Source organism: Pseudoxanthomonas dokdonensis, from assembly GCF_001431405.1.
GTDB classification, from domain to species: Bacteria; Pseudomonadota; Gammaproteobacteria; order Xanthomonadales; family Xanthomonadaceae; genus Pseudoxanthomonas_A; species Pseudoxanthomonas_A dokdonensis.
In genome coordinates this window covers 159507-175627 of sequence record NZ_LDJL01000015.1, presented here as the reverse complement: position 1 = coordinate 175627, position 16121 = coordinate 159507, and the positions used below count along the sequence as shown (strand labels likewise).

General features: G+C 63.1%; 13 protein-coding genes. 5 read left to right on the top strand and 8 right to left on the bottom strand.

Translation table 11 applies throughout. From position 1 onward, the window contains the following. The first annotated feature begins 282 nt into the window (after nucleotides 1-282). Together ABB29_RS13795 and ABB29_RS13790 are read left to right on the top strand one after the other, a co-directional pair. A complete protein-coding gene (locus tag ABB29_RS13795; RefSeq protein ID WP_245622641.1) occupies nucleotides 283-2970 on the top strand; it encodes a TonB-dependent receptor in 2688 nt (895 codons plus the stop codon). A 119-nt stretch (nucleotides 2971-3089) separates the two neighbouring features. Beyond that, complete coding sequence (locus tag ABB29_RS13790; protein ID WP_057660028.1) at nucleotides 3090-5441, top strand: family 20 glycosylhydrolase; 2352 nt, start codon at nucleotides 3090-3092, stop codon at nucleotides 5439-5441. A gap of 56 nt (nucleotides 5442-5497) precedes the next feature. Here the strand turns inward: ABB29_RS13790 and ABB29_RS13785 are convergent, their stop codons facing one another. Continuing rightward, nucleotides 5498-5893: a VanZ family protein gene (locus tag ABB29_RS13785; RefSeq protein ID WP_057660027.1), complete on the bottom strand. Its 396-nt coding sequence runs from the start codon at nucleotides 5891-5893 to the stop codon at nucleotides 5498-5500. Nucleotides 5894-5897: 4 nt separating this feature from the next. Continuing rightward, entirely contained in the window at nucleotides 5898-7082 is a 1185-nt protein-coding gene (locus ABB29_RS13780) for a class I SAM-dependent methyltransferase (RefSeq protein WP_057660025.1), read from the bottom strand. Nucleotides 7083-7194: 112 nt separating this feature from the next. On the opposite strand from ABB29_RS13780, the gene ABB29_RS13775 reads away from it, so the two are divergent. After that, nucleotides 7195-8028: a proteasome-type protease gene (locus tag ABB29_RS13775; protein WP_057660023.1), complete on the top strand. Its 834-nt coding sequence runs from the start codon at nucleotides 7195-7197 to the stop codon at nucleotides 8026-8028. Nucleotides 8029-8050: 22 nt separating this feature from the next. Then, nucleotides 8051-8452: a FosX/FosE/FosI family fosfomycin resistance hydrolase gene (gene fosX / locus ABB29_RS13770; protein WP_057660022.1), complete on the top strand. Its 402-nt coding sequence runs from the start codon at nucleotides 8051-8053 to the stop codon at nucleotides 8450-8452. A 203-nt stretch (nucleotides 8453-8655) separates the two neighbouring features. Here the strand turns inward: fosX and ABB29_RS13765 are convergent, their stop codons facing one another. The 4 genes from ABB29_RS13765 to ABB29_RS13750 all read right to left on the bottom strand — a co-directional run bounded on the left by ABB29_RS13765 (nucleotide 8656) and on the right by ABB29_RS13750 (nucleotide 13486). Then, complete coding sequence (locus tag ABB29_RS13765; RefSeq protein WP_057660020.1) at nucleotides 8656-10254, bottom strand: phospholipase effector Tle1 domain-containing protein; 1599 nt, start codon at nucleotides 10252-10254, stop codon at nucleotides 8656-8658. Nucleotides 10255-10274: 20 nt separating this feature from the next. Continuing rightward, nucleotides 10275-10940, bottom strand: a complete 666-nt coding sequence (locus ABB29_RS13760) for a hypothetical protein (protein ID WP_245622640.1) — start codon at nucleotides 10938-10940, stop codon at nucleotides 10275-10277. A 156-nt stretch (nucleotides 10941-11096) separates the two neighbouring features. Beyond that, nucleotides 11097-12035 (bottom strand): alpha-E domain-containing protein, encoded by a 939-nt coding sequence (locus ABB29_RS13755; protein ID WP_057660017.1) that lies wholly within the window; start codon nucleotides 12033-12035, stop codon nucleotides 11097-11099. Beyond that, nucleotides 12035-13486 (bottom strand): circularly permuted type 2 ATP-grasp protein, encoded by a 1452-nt coding sequence (locus ABB29_RS13750; RefSeq protein WP_057660015.1) that lies wholly within the window; start codon nucleotides 13484-13486, stop codon nucleotides 12035-12037. The genes ABB29_RS13755 and ABB29_RS13750 overlap by 1 nt, the downstream gene beginning before the upstream one ends. A 172-nt stretch (nucleotides 13487-13658) precedes the next feature. Between ABB29_RS13750 and ABB29_RS13745 the strand changes: the two genes are divergently transcribed. Continuing rightward, nucleotides 13659-14399: a pteridine reductase gene (locus ABB29_RS13745; protein WP_057660013.1), complete on the top strand. Its 741-nt coding sequence runs from the start codon at nucleotides 13659-13661 to the stop codon at nucleotides 14397-14399. Between the two features lie 27 nt (nucleotides 14400-14426). On the opposite strand, the gene ABB29_RS13740 is transcribed toward ABB29_RS13745, so the two are convergent. After that, nucleotides 14427-14813 (bottom strand): 2-amino-4-hydroxy-6-hydroxymethyldihydropteridine diphosphokinase, encoded by a 387-nt coding sequence (locus ABB29_RS13740; protein ID WP_057660011.1) that lies wholly within the window; start codon nucleotides 14811-14813, stop codon nucleotides 14427-14429. Further along, nucleotides 14810-16051, bottom strand: coding sequence for a mechanosensitive ion channel family protein (locus ABB29_RS13735; protein ID WP_057660063.1), 1242 nt, complete (start codon nucleotides 16049-16051; stop codon nucleotides 14810-14812). The genes ABB29_RS13740 and ABB29_RS13735 overlap by 4 nt, the downstream gene beginning before the upstream one ends. Nucleotides 16052-16121 lie beyond the last annotated feature (70 nt).

Genomic DNA, 16121 nt, shown 5'->3' with positions numbered 1-16121 from the left:
CGCCAGCTGGTTCATCGGACATCAGCAGGGGGCGCACTAGCGGTTCCCGGATTCACCCCTGGATCGCGGAACGGCGCTGCCAAGTGCCATTCCATCCAGGCGGGCAAGACGCAACAGGCAGTTCGATCACGCGGTACCGGCCAGCGCCGGGTTTTCAACACACCACCATGATGGGAGAGCATCGTGAACTACCGTAAATCCGTTCTATCGGCCTCAATAGTGACTTGTCTCGCGTTTAGTGCACACGCGAACGCACAGGAAACCGCGACCGCCGCCGACCCAGTGCCCGCCACCGAGGCTACCGATCTGGATCGGGTAGTGGTCGTCGGCATCCGTGGCAGCCTGCAGCAGGCACTGGACACCAAGCGCAACGCCGACGCCATCGTCGACGTGGTCACCGCCGAGGATGTCGGCAAGTTCCCGGCCACCAACGTCGCCGAGGCGATCACCATCATCCCCGGCGTGACCATCGACCGGCTGTTCGGACAGGGCGAGAAAGTCAGCATCCTCGGTACCGACCCGGCGCTCAACCGCACCCTGCTCAACGGCCAGACGGTGGCGTCGGCCGACTGGTTCATCGTCGACCAGCCGGGCCGCACCTTCAACTATTCGCTGCTGGCGCCGCAGATCGTCAGCAAGGTCGAAGTGTACAAATCACCGGAGGCACATATCGACGAAGGTTCGATTGGCGGCACCGTGATCGTCAGCACCCGCAAGCCGCTGGACATGGCCGAGCCGATGATGGTCTCCGGCCAGCTCGGCGGGCTGTACAACGACCGCGTCGAGGACTGGGACCCGCAGGGTTCGGTGATGTTCGGCTGGAAGAACCAGGCCGACACCTTCGGCGTGATCGTGTCGGCGCAGAGCGCGACCGAGAACATTCGCCGCGACGGCGTTGAAGCCTATGGTTCGGTCAGCGCCAGCGACTACATCAATGGCCAGGGGGGCGGTGGCTCGGTCAACAATCCACCGATGGACTGGTCGATCGGCGCTCCGGCCGATCCGACCTGCGTCGGCAGCTGCGCGGAAACGCTGCTGGCCAATCCCGACGCGCGCGGTCCCAACTCGCTCAGCGCCTCGTACTTCGAGCAGGAGCGCAAGCGCGATACCTACTCGCTGGCATTGCAGTTCAAGCCGGTCGAACAACTGGACATCGAATTCAACGCGCTGAAGGTCGACGCCAGCTACGACAACATGAACCAGTCGATGTTCGCGTTCATGGGCAACGCCTACAACGGTCTGATGAAGATGACCGACGTGACCATCGACAATGGCGTCATCACCAAGGGCACGTTCAAGAATGCGCTGAGCGTGTACGACCTGCAGAACCGCAAGGCCGACGTCGATACCGATTCCTACGACCTCAAGCTGACCTGGGACGAAGGCAACTGGTATGCGTCCACCCATATCGGCACCACCGAAGCCACCGGCGGCACCAGCCAGCAGGTGTTCGGCGAGTTCCTCAACTGGGCCGATTACAGCTATGACATCAGCGGTGCGCCGGGTTCGCCAGGCAGCGTGACCTACACCGGCGTCAATCCGTTCACCGACCCGTCGGCATTCCGCATGGACGGCGGCTGGGGTGCCGACCCGGGCAGTGCCGCGACCTGGAATCCCGGCTGGGGCGGCAACGTCGTGTTCAAGCCGAACAAGGACGAAGAAACCTACGGCCAGGTCGACTTCGGCCTGCGTTTCGACTCGCCGTTCTACCTGCTGCGTTTCGGCTACAAGCAGCGCTCGCACGAAACCTCGCAGCAGATGGGCGGGGTGTCGCTGGCCTCGGTGGCCGGTTACGGCGACGCCACCGCCGACATGTTCAATCCCAAGCCGGTGCCGGGCAACTACCTGGATGGCTTCAACAACACTGGCGATCTGGCCAACCGTTTCACCATCGATGGCTGGGCACTGGCCGATTACATCCTCGGCAACGAATGGCTGGCGCCCTGGCAGAGCCCGCCGGTGCCGAGTACGTTCAACGATCCATCGTTCGCGGCCAACACCTGGACCATCAACGAGGACATCCGCGCCGCCTACATGCAGGGCGACTTCAGTGTTGCCGGCCTGCGCGGCAACCTCGGCCTGCGCTACGTCGAAACCGAATCGGAAAGCGCCAGCTGGGCCTGCTCGGTCAACGTCAGCCCGTGCCCGGCCACCGCCTACGTGCCGGTCACGGTGAAGAAGCAGTACAACAACGTGCTGCCCAACCTCAACCTGGCCTACGATCTGGGCGATGACGTGGTGCTGCGCTTCTCCGGCGCCAAGGTCATTGCACGACCGAACTACGGCGACATGTCCAGCTATCTGTGGCTGGGCGACCAGACCCTGACCGGCGGCGGCGGCAATCCGGACCTGGACCCGTACAAGTCGACCAACTACGACGTGTCGGCCGAATGGTACTTCAGCGAGAATTCGATCCTGGCGGCGGAATTCTTCTACAAGGACATCGCCGACTACATCCTCACCACCACCCGCCCGGAAAGCCATTACAACCAGGCCGTCGGTGCCGACACGGTGTACCAGGTCTCGCGCCCGGACAACGCCGGCAATGCCGAAATCAAGGGCGTGTCACTGGCCTACCAGCAGAACTTCGCCTATGGCTTCGGCGTGGTCGCCAACTACACCTACTCCGATGGTGAGTCCGACAGCGGCGACCCGATGCCGTACAACTCCGAAAACCAGTACAACATCAGCCCGTTCTTCGAGAACGACCACTGGACGGCGCGGGTGACCTATTCATACCGGTCCGAGTACTTCACCAATGTCGATCGCGGTGACAACCTGTGGACGCGCCCGTATGAATCGGTCGACGCATCGCTGGGCTACAAGTTCAACGATCACTTCAGCATCACGCTGGATGCGATGAACCTGCTGGACGAGGCCTATCACAGCTATGCCACCACCGAAGCGCTGACCCGTGGCGTGTATCGCAGCGGTCGTCGTTATCTGGCTTCCCTGCGCTTCCAGTTCTGATTCACAGTTACAATCAGGCAACGCAAATTGCGGGTCCGGAGCCATCCGGGCCCGCATTCATGTCCGCGTCGCCCGTGTTGCACCGCGTAACGCCTTTCGTTTTCCAGCCGAGTACACCGATGACCCGACTCACCCCGCGCCACGTGCTGGCCAGCCTGATCATCTGCGGCAGCCTGCTTGGCCTGGCCGCCTGCAAGCCCGCTGAAGACACCAGCACCGCCCCGCCCGCCGCCGCCGTCGAAGGCCCGCTCAGTCCCAAGCTGATCCCCGCCCCGGCACAGATGAAGGTGCTGGTCGGCCGTTATGTGGTCGGCGCCGGCACCGTCGTGCACGCACAGGACGATGCCGCCAGGCGCGTCGCCACCCAGTTTGCCGATCTGCTGGCCAAGGCCGGCCGGCCACCGCTGCCGTCAGCCAGGGATGATGCGCCCGGCGGCATCCGCTTCGTGATCGATGCCAGCCAGTCGCTGCAGCCGCAGGAATCGTACAAGCTGGATATCGACAACGACGGCGTGGTCGTGCGCGCCGGCCACGAGCGCGGGCTGTTCTACGGCGCGGTGACGCTGTGGCAGCTGCTGACCCAGGACCCGGCTGGCGAGACCATCCTGCCGGCGCTGCACATCGAAGACAGCCCGCGTTTCGGCTGGCGTGGCTTCATGCTCGACTCGGCGCGCCATTTCTGGACCGTCGATCAGGTCAAGCAGGTCATTGATTCGATGGCCATCCACAAGCTCAACACGCTGCACTGGCATCTGACCGACGACCAAGGCTGGCGCATCCAGATCCTGCAATACCCGAAGCTCACCGAAATCGGTGGCTGCCGCATCCCCGCCGGTGATGGCGGCAAGGATCCGCAGACCGGCAAGCCGGTGCCGTACTGTGGCTTCTACACCCAGGACGACATCCGTGACGTGGTCAAGTACGCCGCCGCCCGCCACATCACCATCGTGCCGGAATTCGACGTGCCCGGCCACGCCACCGCGGCCATCGCCGCGTATCCGGAACTGGGCACCATCGATACCCCGCTGGTGCCATCCAACGAATGGGGCGTGTTCCCCAACCTGTTCAACACCGAGGAAAGCACCTACACCTTCATCGAGAACGTGTTCGGCGAAATCATCGGCCTGTTCCCCGGTGCCTACGTGCATGTCGGTGGCGACGAAGCGGTGAAGGACCAGTGGCAGGCCTCGCCACGGGTACAGAAACGCATGCGCGAAGTCGGCGCCGGCGATGAGATGGCGATGCAGAGCCACCTGATCAAGCGCCTGGAAAAATACCTGGTCGGTCACGGCAAGCGCCTGATCGGCTGGGACGAAATCCTCGAGGGCGGCCTGCCGGAAGAGGCCACGGTGATGTCCTGGCGTGGCATTGAAGGCGGCATCCAGGCCGCGCGCCAGGGCCATGACGTGGTGATGTCGCCATCCTCGGAAACCTATCTGGATTACCTGCAGACCGAATCGCCGAACGAACCGCCGGGGCGACCGGCGACGATCACCCTGCAGCAGATCTACGCCTTCGAGCCGGTACCGACCGAACTGGATGCACAGCAGCGGAAACACATCCTGGGCCTGCAGGCCAACCTGTGGACCGAGCACACGCGTACGTTCGCGCGGTTGCAGCACCACATGTTCCCGCGCCTGGCCGCGGTCGCCGAGACCGGCTGGACGCCGCAGGCTGGCAAGAACATCGATGACTTCCTCAACCGCCTGCCAACCCAGCTGCAGCGCTACCGCAGCATGAAGATCGACTACGCGCAGACGCCGTTCGAAGTGGCCATCCAGAGCAAGGACGATCGCGCCGCCGGCACTGTCGAGGTCCATCTGTCCAACCCGCTCGGCTATCCGTTGCGTTACACCACCGATGGCAGCGAGCCGGGCCCGGCATCCGAGCTGGCCAGCGACCAGCCGCTGACCCTGAAGCTGCCCGCGGAGATCCACGCGCGGACATTCTTCGACCGGCAGCCGCTGGGCGAGCCAAGCCAGTTCCGTCTGGACGCGGCATCAATGCTGCAGCGTACCGACGAAACCCTGGCCACCTGCCCGGATGCCGGCCGCCTGCTGCTGCGGCTGGAAGACGACGGTCCGCTGGTCGGTGAGCGCGCGATCTTCAACACCACGATCTTCTATCCGTGCTGGCAGTGGAACCAGGCCAATCTGGACGGTATCGGCGGCGTGCAGGTCCGCGCCGGGCGGATTCCGTATTACTTCCAGCTGGCCCACGACGAACCCAATCGCAAATTCGAGCCGGCCAGCACGCCGAATGGCGAGCTGGTGATCCGCGGTGGCGGCTGCAAGGGCAGGATACTGGCCACCACGCCGTTGCCGGCGCAGCCGGACGCGGATGGATTCATCACCCTGCGCAGCCCGCTGCCTGAAGATGCCAAGGGTACGCAGGATCTGTGCATCGTGTTCACCGGCGACACCCGGCCGCAGATGTGGGTGCTGGACAGCATCACCCTGCAACCGCGCTGACCGCTCGGCCAACGGCTGACGGCCAATCGAAGAGGGCTCCTGGCGGAGCCCTTTTTTTATCGGCGCTGCCAGCGCAGCAAGGCATCGCGCCAGGGCGTCAGCACCGTGGCGATGCCGGCAATGACACCGATGCTGTTCGCCACTGCGTCCCAGCCATCCTGCATGCGGGTACTGGTGTAAGCCCCTTGGGCGAACTCCAGCGCCACCCCCATCAGCACCAGCGCCAGTCCGCAGGCGCAGACCACGCGCGGCCGGGCAAACAGCTGCACCGCGCCGGCCGCAAGCAGGAAATAGGCGGAGAAATGTTCCAGCTTGTCGCTGCCCGATGGCAGCGGCGGCAACGGCGGTGGTGGCACCAGCGACAGCACGATGACGGTCGTCACCGCCGCCAGCCACAACCCCAGCCAGCGTCGTGGATGGCGGAACGGTTTCAGCATGCCCGGCGTGGCCATGTGGTCACAGTCGCCAGCTCATTTCATTCAGCAGGAACGGCGCCTCGAACTCGACCCCGCGGGCAAATCCCATCACCTGGAAGCGCTCGCCCATCTCGCTCGGCAGCGTCAGCTGCCTGGCCTCATTGCGGAAACGCAGCTGCGCGGTTTCGCTGGCGCGCAGCTCCACTTCCTGCAATCGTTGCTGCAAGCCGTTGCCGAGCAGGAAGCTGGCCTGGTTGGTGTAACCGGCCAGCTCGAACCCGGCCTGGGTGCCGGCTTCGGCCAAGGCGGTGAAATCCACCGAAGCGGTGATGTCCTGCAGGCCGGGCCACAGGTACACATCATTATGGGTACGCTGCCGGTAGAACGCGCGCAGGGTGCCGTCATCGCGCTGCGGCAGGTAGTACTCCTTGCGCGGATAACCGTAATCGACGAACAGCATCACGCCATCGTTCATCGCCCCCATCACCGCCTGGATCCAGTACGGCAATTGCGGCAGCAGTTCCGAGCGGTAACCCTCGGCGAAGGCCTGGCCAAGATAACGCTCGACATGGCGCACACCAGCGGTGAGCAGGGCATCGGCCGGCCGCTCGCTACGCACGAAGCCCTGCTGCTCATCGATGGCGACCCCTTCTTCCCAGACTTCACCGTCGCGGATCAGGAAGCGCGGAGTTGGCAACGCATCAATCACTTCGTTGGCGAACAGCACTCCGTCCCACCGCTCTTCCAGCGGCCCATCCAGCCATTCGACCAGCGCGAACAACGGCGGAATCAAGTGTTCACCCAGGCGCTGGCGCTGGCGCTGGCGCAAGTCGGCACTGGGCTCGAGGATGGCGTAGCGCGCCGGCAGCGCATCCACTTCCAGCAAGCGCTTGAGCATGGTTTCAGCAAACGCGCCACTGCCGCCGCCGATCTCGACGAACACCGCTTCGCTGCCGATCCCGCGCAGCACCGGGGCCACCGCATCAGCCACGCAGGTGGCGAACAGCGGCCCCAGTTCCGGCGCGGTGACAAAGTCACCGGCGGCGCCGAATTTACTGCTGCCGGCGCTGTAGTAGCCCAGCCCGGGCGCATACAGGCAGCGTTCCATGAATCGCGAGAACGGCAGGTAGCCGCCTTCGGATTCGAGCTCGTTGCGGATGAAACCGGCCAGCGTGCGACTGTGGTCCAGCGCGTCTTCGGCGGGGAGAGGGAGATCGGCCTTCATCGGCGGTCCAATGTGATTCCGGGCTCATCATTGTACGGTTATCCGCATTTTCCTAGCCAAAATCGCGCCCATCCCCCTAGAATCAAACGGCATCGCACATTTAGGAGCTCAGATGACTTACTGCGTCGGCATCGAGGTAAACGACGGACTGGTGTTTGCCGCCGATACGCGCACCAGCGCCTCATTCGACGATGTCCGCACCTATCGCAAGATGCATGTCTTCGAATTTCCCGGCGATCGGGTGTTCGTGGTGATGTCGGCCGGCAACCTGGCCACCACCCAGGCCACCTTGTCGCGGATCCAGCGTGATCTCGACGATCCGCAATGCAGCCGCAGCCTGCGCAGCTTCCGGCATCTGTTCGAAGCGGCCGAATACGTCGGCGAGCAACTGGTCGCCAGCCAGGCGGTATTACGCGACGAGCCATCCAACAACGGCGTCAATGTGCAATCGACCCTGATCCTGGGCGGACAGATTGCCGGCGAGCGGCCCGGCCTGTACATGATCTATCCGCTTGGCAACTGCATTGCCAGTTCGCCGGAGACGCCGTATCTGCAGATTGGTGAATCCAAGTACGGCAAACCGATCCTGGATCGCATCCTGCGTCGGGAGACCCCACTGGAAGACGCGGCGCGCACCGCGCTGGTATCGCTGGAATCGACCATCCGTTCCAATCTGTCAGTGGGACTGCCGGTGGATCTGGCACTGCTGCGCAACGGCGAACTCAAACTCGGCCAGCAGATGCGGCTGGAGAGCGACAGTCCGGTCTATGCCGACATCCAGGACAGCTGGTCGCGCAAACTGGAGGCGGCGGTTCGAACCTTGCCACGTTTCCCGTGGGAGCCGGCCTTGGCGGCGGGCGACGAAACACCGGCCAGTCTGCCAAACATGCCGCCGCGCCGGGTGGCGGCGCAGCGCGACCCCGGCGATGCACAGGGCCAGCAGTAAGCAACGGCACGGCTGACCGCGAATGCAAGGCATCAGTCACCTGACATTCCTGGTCCGCGACCTGGACAGAATGACGCGCCTGCTTTGCGACGGGCTGGGCGCCGAACTGGTCTACGACAGCCATGGCAGGAACTTCTCGCTATCGCGCGAACGTTTTTTCCTGCTCGCCGGGGTCTGGATCGCGATCATGGAAGGCGAGCCGCCCATCCAACGCAGCTACCAGCACGTCGCATTCGCGGTCAGCGATGAGCAACTGCCGCTATACCGCGCCCGTCTGGAGGCTCTGGGCGTCGAGCTGCTGCCCGCGCGCAGCCGGATCCAGGGCGAAGGCCAGTCGTTGTATTTCCATGACTTCGACAATCACCTGTTCGAACTGCATACCGGCACCCTGTCGCAACGCCTTGCGGCGTATGCGGCGGAGTAGATCCGAGCAGATGTCTGGAAAATACCCCGTCCGACGGCTGCGAAGGCAAGGTAATCCTCACTCGAAGAGCCCGGATATCGGGTGGCCATGGAGTAAGGAGACTCCCCCAAGTTAACTTCAAACTGTTTTGTCGCCGGCCTTCAAAGACGCGATGATGTGCTCGCTCCGGCTACAGCTCTCCAGCTTGTTCTTGCTGTATTCCATCATATCGACCTGCCTTGGCGACGTTGTGGTTCCTCTGCCTGCAGCGCCAGCATGCGCTGCTGCTCCTGCTCTTGTTCACGCGCCTGTTCACGCGTCTGCTGTTCCAGTGCGCGCTCTTCAAGTGCCTGCTGCTCGCGTGCCCGCTGGACCAGCTGCCGGTCCAGTTCGTCACGGCCCTGTTGCAGCCAGGCCTGGCCGGCAGGGGTCTGCGCGTACTCGCGGCCGATGGCGATGATGGTGTCCCTGTCACCGCGTTCCGCGGCATTGAGCACCGCCGCCACCCGCGGGTCGTGCGCCGGCGCGTAGTCGGCGTCCACGCCCTGGCCCGGTCGCTTGCCCGGTGCCTGCGGCCCGTTGCCAGGCTGCATTCCCAGTGGGGTGTTCTGCCACAGCTGGTTCCACTGCACATCGGTGGGCGCCGCCGGTCCCGGCTCGGGCAGCAGGAATGCCGGCACGCTGTCATCAAAGCGCTCGGCGGGCAGTCGCACCGGCCGGTAGTCCAGCCCGCGCATCAACGCCGGGTCGGCCGGCAAGGGATTGCTGGCCTCCTGTCTGGGCAGGACGCGATTGCCGGCCAGGTCCTCGGTCCCCAGGCGTCGGCCCGCCGCATCGAAGCCCAGCGTGGTGTAGATGGCCAGGTGTTGCTCGGAACGGTGCACCACGTTCATCCGCGGGTCGCTGGGCACCGGCTGGTCCTGCAGCAGCGGCTGTCCGGCCACGGTGTTCAACCAGCCGGCCATCAGGTTGCCACTGCGCACCGACAAGCCATTGAGCAGGTAACTGCCGCCGGTATCACTGTGAGCGCCGGGGACCATCACGTTAAGGAAGCGGCCATCCTCGGACACGCCGCGGTCAAAGATGTACTTGATGAGAAAGACGTCGCGGGCATCGTGCAAGGCGGTAATCTGCAAGCCCGACACCACCGAGGGCGCCGGACGCACGTCAGCCAGGTTCAAATCACCGGTAGCCACCGGGTCGAACATGCCCAGCACCTGCCGGGTCTGACCGGGTAGGACCAAGGGTGGCTGGGTCGGGGTCATGCCAATGAGCTGACCATCGGCGCCACGCTCGAGAATCATGCCATCGGGGTTCTGGATGCCGCGCTCGTGGACCATGCGGGTGAACAGGCTCGCCGTCACCGCACCGCGGCTGAAGCCGACCGAGGCCAGGCTGATTTCGGCGTTGGGGTCTTCCCGCTGCCATTCCTTGGCCTGGGTGATGAAATCCAGATACATCTGCTCCATGCGCGGGCCATAGCTGTACCCGACCGCTTCATCAAGCAAACGCTCGATACGGTTGTGCTGGGTGCCGACACCCGGAGAGTAGCCGGTAGCAAACGTATCACCTGAATACTTTTCTGACTTTATCTGTTTATAAAACGCGCCAACGTTGGTGATATGCAGCGGGTCCTGGTACATATTGTTGCCGGTGCCATCGAAGTTGGCCACGAACAGGCGCTGATGCGGGCCCCCAGCCAGTACCGGCACCTGGAAGCGCTTGAGTTCTGCTCTGGCCCTTTCATAGGTGGACAGCATGGCGCTATCGACGGGATAGGTATCCACCCCATCCGGTCGGGCCGGGTCAATCTTCTCGGACATATCCTTTGTCTCCTTGCGAATCAGTCATAGGTCTTGCTGTAGGCAAGTATCAGGTCGTTACGATAATCACTGAGCGGATTGCCAAGCTCCTGCAATACGCGAGTGCTGACATGTGCCCGCATATAGACATTGATGGTGCGGTCGTTGACCTCCAGCACGATGCCGGGAAAGATAGGCGCCCTCATAATCGGCAGCAACTGGTCCTGCGGCACTTTGTGCAGCACCACCTGGTCCTTGAAGATCTCGGCTATATCGACAGTTGCCTGATGCGACTGGCCGTCCTTGGACTGCCAGCTGACCTTGGCCGGTGGCGGGAAATTGCTGATGTCAATCACCCAAGCGCTATCCAACACTTTGTCCGGATATCTGCTGCCGATGGATGACGAAGAGATGGACTTTTCATCGCCTTCCTGACGTTCCATGTACATGCCGTTGTAGATGACCTGGCAATGATAAGTGTCGAAACACATTGCCATGAACTTATGGTTGTCAAACGGAATCGGATAGCGGGTATCGATATGCACGATGCCATTGGCATCGGTCGGTACGTAGCCCGGCATGCCTGGCTGAGGTCGTGGGGTCTGGTCGGGGGGTGTGTTCATGGCGTGGCATCCGGCAAACAGAAGTGGAACGAACAGCGCCCAGCCCAGGCGCATGGCGTGGGGGCGAACAGAATCAGCTGGCATCTTGCATGTCCTTGCAAAAAACAAAGCACGGGTACGTCTGACGGCCTAACGCATCGCAGCTTTCGACCAAGTCGCTATCACCTGAGCGCGCCCAGCAATCTTTGGAAGCAATCTAGCAGTAGAGTAGCCCTGCGGGTGAGAATATCCAGGTCCATCTCAACTATCGAAATACGCCTGCGCCAGTGTCGTATGCAGGGTGCCCAGATCGATCTGGATCTCATCCATGAACTGCGCCGGATTGCGCTCGGCCAGCGAGGCCGGGTCGGCGTTGCGGATCAAGCCGATGACCCGGTTGAGCGGACGCTCGACACCGGGACGCGCCGGTAGCGACATCAGCACCGAATGCGCGCGCGACAGGCAGAACTGGGTGCTGCGCGGAAACTGGGTATCCTGCAGCAGGAAGCCCAGCGCCAATGCGCCAGTGACGCGTTGGCGGACGTGGCGACGGAACATCTGGTAGCCGGCCAGTGAATGCAGCACGCTCATCCACTGCATGTTCTGGAACACTTCGCGGTCGCCTTCGTTGCGTGGGGTGACCAGGCCGGAAGCACCGGCATCGATGATGCGGGTGGTCATGTCGGCCTGTTCGAGTGCCGTGCCCAGGCGCAGAAACTGGTAGCCGATGTCATGGCTGACGTTGGCGCTGAGCAGGGCCGACACCTTGAGACAACCGTCCAGTACCCGGTTGAGGAAATCGATGCGGTAGCGGCGGCCTATATCGCGCTCGGCGGCCGATTCGATGTAGAGGTAAAGATCGTTGACCGCTTCCCAGACCGAACCCGGCAAGGTGTCGCGGATGCTTCGCAACAGTTCGCGTGCGGTATCGATCGAGCTGCGCAGCGACGACGGGTTGGCATCGTCCAGCAGCAGGAAATGCACCACCTCGGTGTCACCGACGGGACCATCCCCGCGGTGGCCGTCCAGGAACAGCTGGTTGACACCGACAGTATCGATCAGTGGCAGCCAGTTGAAATCCACCGACGGCGGCAGATCCAGCTGCAACTGGCTGCCGACGCTGACCAGACGCGCGGTATTCTCGGCGCGACGGATGTAGCGGCTGAACCAGTACAGATTGTTGGCGACTCGCGACAGCATCAGTGCGCCTCCGTCTCTGGCAGGTCAACGACCCAGGTGTCCTTGGCGCCACCGCCCTGTGATGAATTGACCACCAGCGATCCTTTTTCCATTGCCACCCGGGTCAGGCCGCCGGTGGTGACATAGATGTCCTGGCGTGACAGCACGAATGGCCGCAGATCCAGATGGCGCGCTGACGGCCCCTGCTTGGTGACGATTGGCGCAGTCGACAGCGACAGGGTCGGCTGCGCCATGTAGTTGCGCGGATTGTCGCGAATCAATTGCTTGAAGGTGCGCTGCTGGGCCTTGGTCGAGCGTGGTCCGATCAGCATGCCGTAGCCACCGGATTCGTTGGCCGGTTTGACCACCAGTTTCTCGATGTTGTCTAGCACGTATTTGCACTCATCGGCATCGTGGCAGAGATAGCTCGGCACGTTGGGAAGAATCGGATCCTGATCCAGGTAGTACTTGATCATCTTCGGCACATAGGCAAACACCACTTTGTCGTCGGCCACGCCGGCGCCCGGCGCATTGGCCAGCGCGACCTTGCCGGCGCGCCAGCTGCGGATCAGACCCGGTGCGCCGAGTACCGAATCGGGATGGAACACTTCCGGATCGATGAACATGTCATCGACTCGTCGGTAGATCACATCGACGCGCTGCGATCCGTAAATGGTGCGCATATAGGTGCAGTCATCATCCGCAACGAACAGATCGCTGCCTTCGACCAGCTCCACGCCCATCGCCTGTGCCAGATAGGCATGTTCAAAATAGGCACTGTTGAAAACACCCGGGGTCAGGATCGCGATGACTGGACGATCACCGGGCCGTGGCGACAATGCAGCCAGGGTGTCGTACAACTGCGCCGGATAGGCGTCCACCGGCAGAATGCGGCTGGTCTGGAACAGTTCCGGGAACACCCGCTTGGCGACCATCCGGTTTTCCAGCATGTAGGACACGCCACTGGGAATGCGCAGATTGTCTTCCAGCGCATACAGGGTGCCGTCACCGTCACGCACCAGATCCGAACCGCAGACATGCGCCCACACATCCAGTGGCGGCTTGATGCCAACGCATTGCGGGCGGAAATTGACCGAGTCCTGCAATAGCATCGCCGGGAACACCTTGTCCTTGACGATCCGCTGCTCACCATAGATGTCGCCGATGAACAGATTGAGCGCCTGCATCCGCTGGCGCAGACCGGCCTCGGTGCGTTCCCACTCGCTGCGGGCGATGACCCGTGGAATAAGATCGAACGGCAGCGTGCGGTCGACGTTGCGGCCGTCCGAATAGACAGTGAAGGTGATGCCCTGGACGCGGGCGATGACATCAGCGGCCAGTTGCCGTTCGGCGATATCGCGACCGCTCAGACTGCCCAGGTACTCGACTACCGCACGTGCCGCCGGCCGCGGTTGCCCGTCAGCCTGGATGAGTTCGTCAAACGTGGTTGTACGGTAAGTGCTCCAGTCCATTCGCCCTGTCCGTTGCTGCGCTGGCGGAAGTGCCAAACCAGCCTTTGCATTGCAACATGCCTGCTGCGATTGGCCGGCGTCAAGCCGAATGCCTTATAGGAGAAGCACTTAACATAGGCATTAGTGCCCGGTTCGCGCCACAATGGTGCATTCCCCGCCAACCAGTCCCGCCATGACCCCTCCAGCCCCGGTCGCCATGATTACCGGCAGCGCCAGACGCATCGGTGCCGCCATCGCCCGTCATCTGCATGCGCAGGGTTACCAGTTGGCGCTGCATTACCGCAGCTCGGCCAGCGAGATGCAGGCACTGGTCGAAGAGCTGCAGCGCAGCCGCGCCGATTCGGTGATGCCGTTGCAGGCCGATCTGGCCGATGTCGATGCGTTGCCCGAGCTGGTCGCACGCACGATTGCGCGCTTCGGCCGGCTCGACGCACTGGTCAACAACGCATCGGCCTATTACCGCACACCGATTGGCCAAGCCACGCCGGCGCAGTGGGACGATCTGTTCGCCTCCAATGCGCGGGCGCCGTTCTTTCTTTCACAGGCGGCTGCCCAGCACCTGAAGGCCAGCAGCGGCGCCATCGTCAACATCGCCGACATCTACGCGCAACGGCCGCTGGCCGGACACACGGTGTACTGCATGGCCAAGGCGGCGCTGGTGATGATGACCCAGTCGCTTGCGCGTGAGCTGGGGCCGGAAGTGCGGGTCAACGCGGTCGCACCGGGCAACGTGCTGTGGTCGGAGAATCCGGTCAAGGCGGAGACGCTGGACATCGTTCGCGAACGTACCGCGCTGCATCGCCAGGGCCGACCGGAGGACATCGTCTCGGCGGTCCATTGGCTGCTGACCGGCAATCAATACATCACCGGCCAAGTGCTGGCCATCGACGGCGGCCGCAGCACGTTCATCTAGAGGGCAGTCGTCCTCAGCCGGGACGATTCAATCAAGTGGGCGCAGCTGCGCTGACAGGCGCACGAACAGCGGATGCACCAGTTTGTCCGCTGCCTGCCAGACGAAGGCGTCATCATGGCCGTACTCGGCAGCCAGATCGATATCGATCAGGCAGCCAGCCACCGTGCCCCGGCCCATCGCTGATTCGATTGCTTTCAAGGTCACTGCGAACCCAGCGCGCGGCAACGCACTGCTGACCCGCAGCGCCTGGTTGAAATAGCAGCGCTCATCACCGTCGACCACACTGGGACCATGGACAACCGCCGATGCCGCGGTGATCCGGCCGCTGGCCTGCAAATGCCTGCGCGCGATCTCCAGCTGGCCGGCATCGGCGGCATCGCTGCCGAGCAGCAGCAGATAATCGTGGCTGCTCATGACTCTGCTGGCGGCTGCGTCGTGGCGCTGGAGCAGGCTGCCAGTGCCGCCGGCAACAACGTCGAGCCGGCATCACTGATGTCCTGGAACACCCGCAGGCCGAAGGCCGGCAGGATGGCCAGCAGGTGATCGAAGATATCGGACTGGATGGCTTCGTAGCGTTCCCAGCGGATGTCGCTGGTGAAGCAGTAGATCTCCAGCGGCAGGCCGGTCGCGGTCGGCGGCAGCTGGCGCACCATCAACGTCATCTGCTGATGGATGCCGGGATGCTGGCGCAGGTAGTTCTGCACGTAAATGCGGAACGTGCCCAGGTTGGTCAACTGCCGCGAGTTGCGCGCATTGAGCCCCTTCTTGCCCAGGTCGGCGTTGAACTCGGCCAGTTCGCCATCTTTCTTCTGCAGGTACTCGTCCAGCAGTACGAAGTGCCGCAGCGACTGGATGTCATCGGCCTGCAGGAAGCGCACGCTCTGCTGGTCCAGGAACAGCGAGCGTTTGATCCGGCGGCCACCGGCATCGGTCATCCCGCGCCAGTTCTTGACGCTGTCCTCAATCAGCCGATGGGTCGGCACGGTGACGATGGTCTTGTCCCAGTTCTGCACCTTGATGGTGTGCAGGGCGATATCGACGATTTCGCCATCGACGCCGAGGCTGGGCATTTCGATCCAGTCGCCGACCCGTACCATGTCGTTGGAGGCAATCTGCACGCTGGCCACCAGCGACAGGATGGTGTCGCGGAATACCAGCAGCATCACCGCGCCGAGCGCGCCCAGGCCAGTCAGCAATGCGACCGGAGAGCGGTTGATCATCACCGCGACGATACCGATGGCAGCCACTACGTAGATGATGATCTTGAGCAGTTGCAGATAGCCCTTGATCGGGCGGCTGCGCGCATGCGGCCTCTTGCTGTACTGATCATTGACCGCATTCAGGAATGCACTGACGCCGCGGGCGATGGTGAACATCAGGTAGGCCAACGCCAGCTTGCCGACGAAATTGACTAGGCCGCCATGCAGGTGCGGCACCAGCTGCACGCCCTGGAACACCACCAGCGCCGGTACCACGTGCGACAACCGGCTCAGCACTCCACGCTCCAGCAACGCATCGTCGAACTGGCTGCGGGTCGCGGTCACCAGCTTGACTGCCAGCGGACGCAGGATGCGCTGGGTCAGCCAGTCGGCCAGCAAGGCCAGCGCCAGCAGCACCGCCAGCACGATGGCGGTTTCGAACGCGGCCGGCATCTGTGATGCGTCCGCCCAGGCATGCAGCCTGTCATGTAAGGGTGCAAAAAATTCCATCAGCACAGGGTAG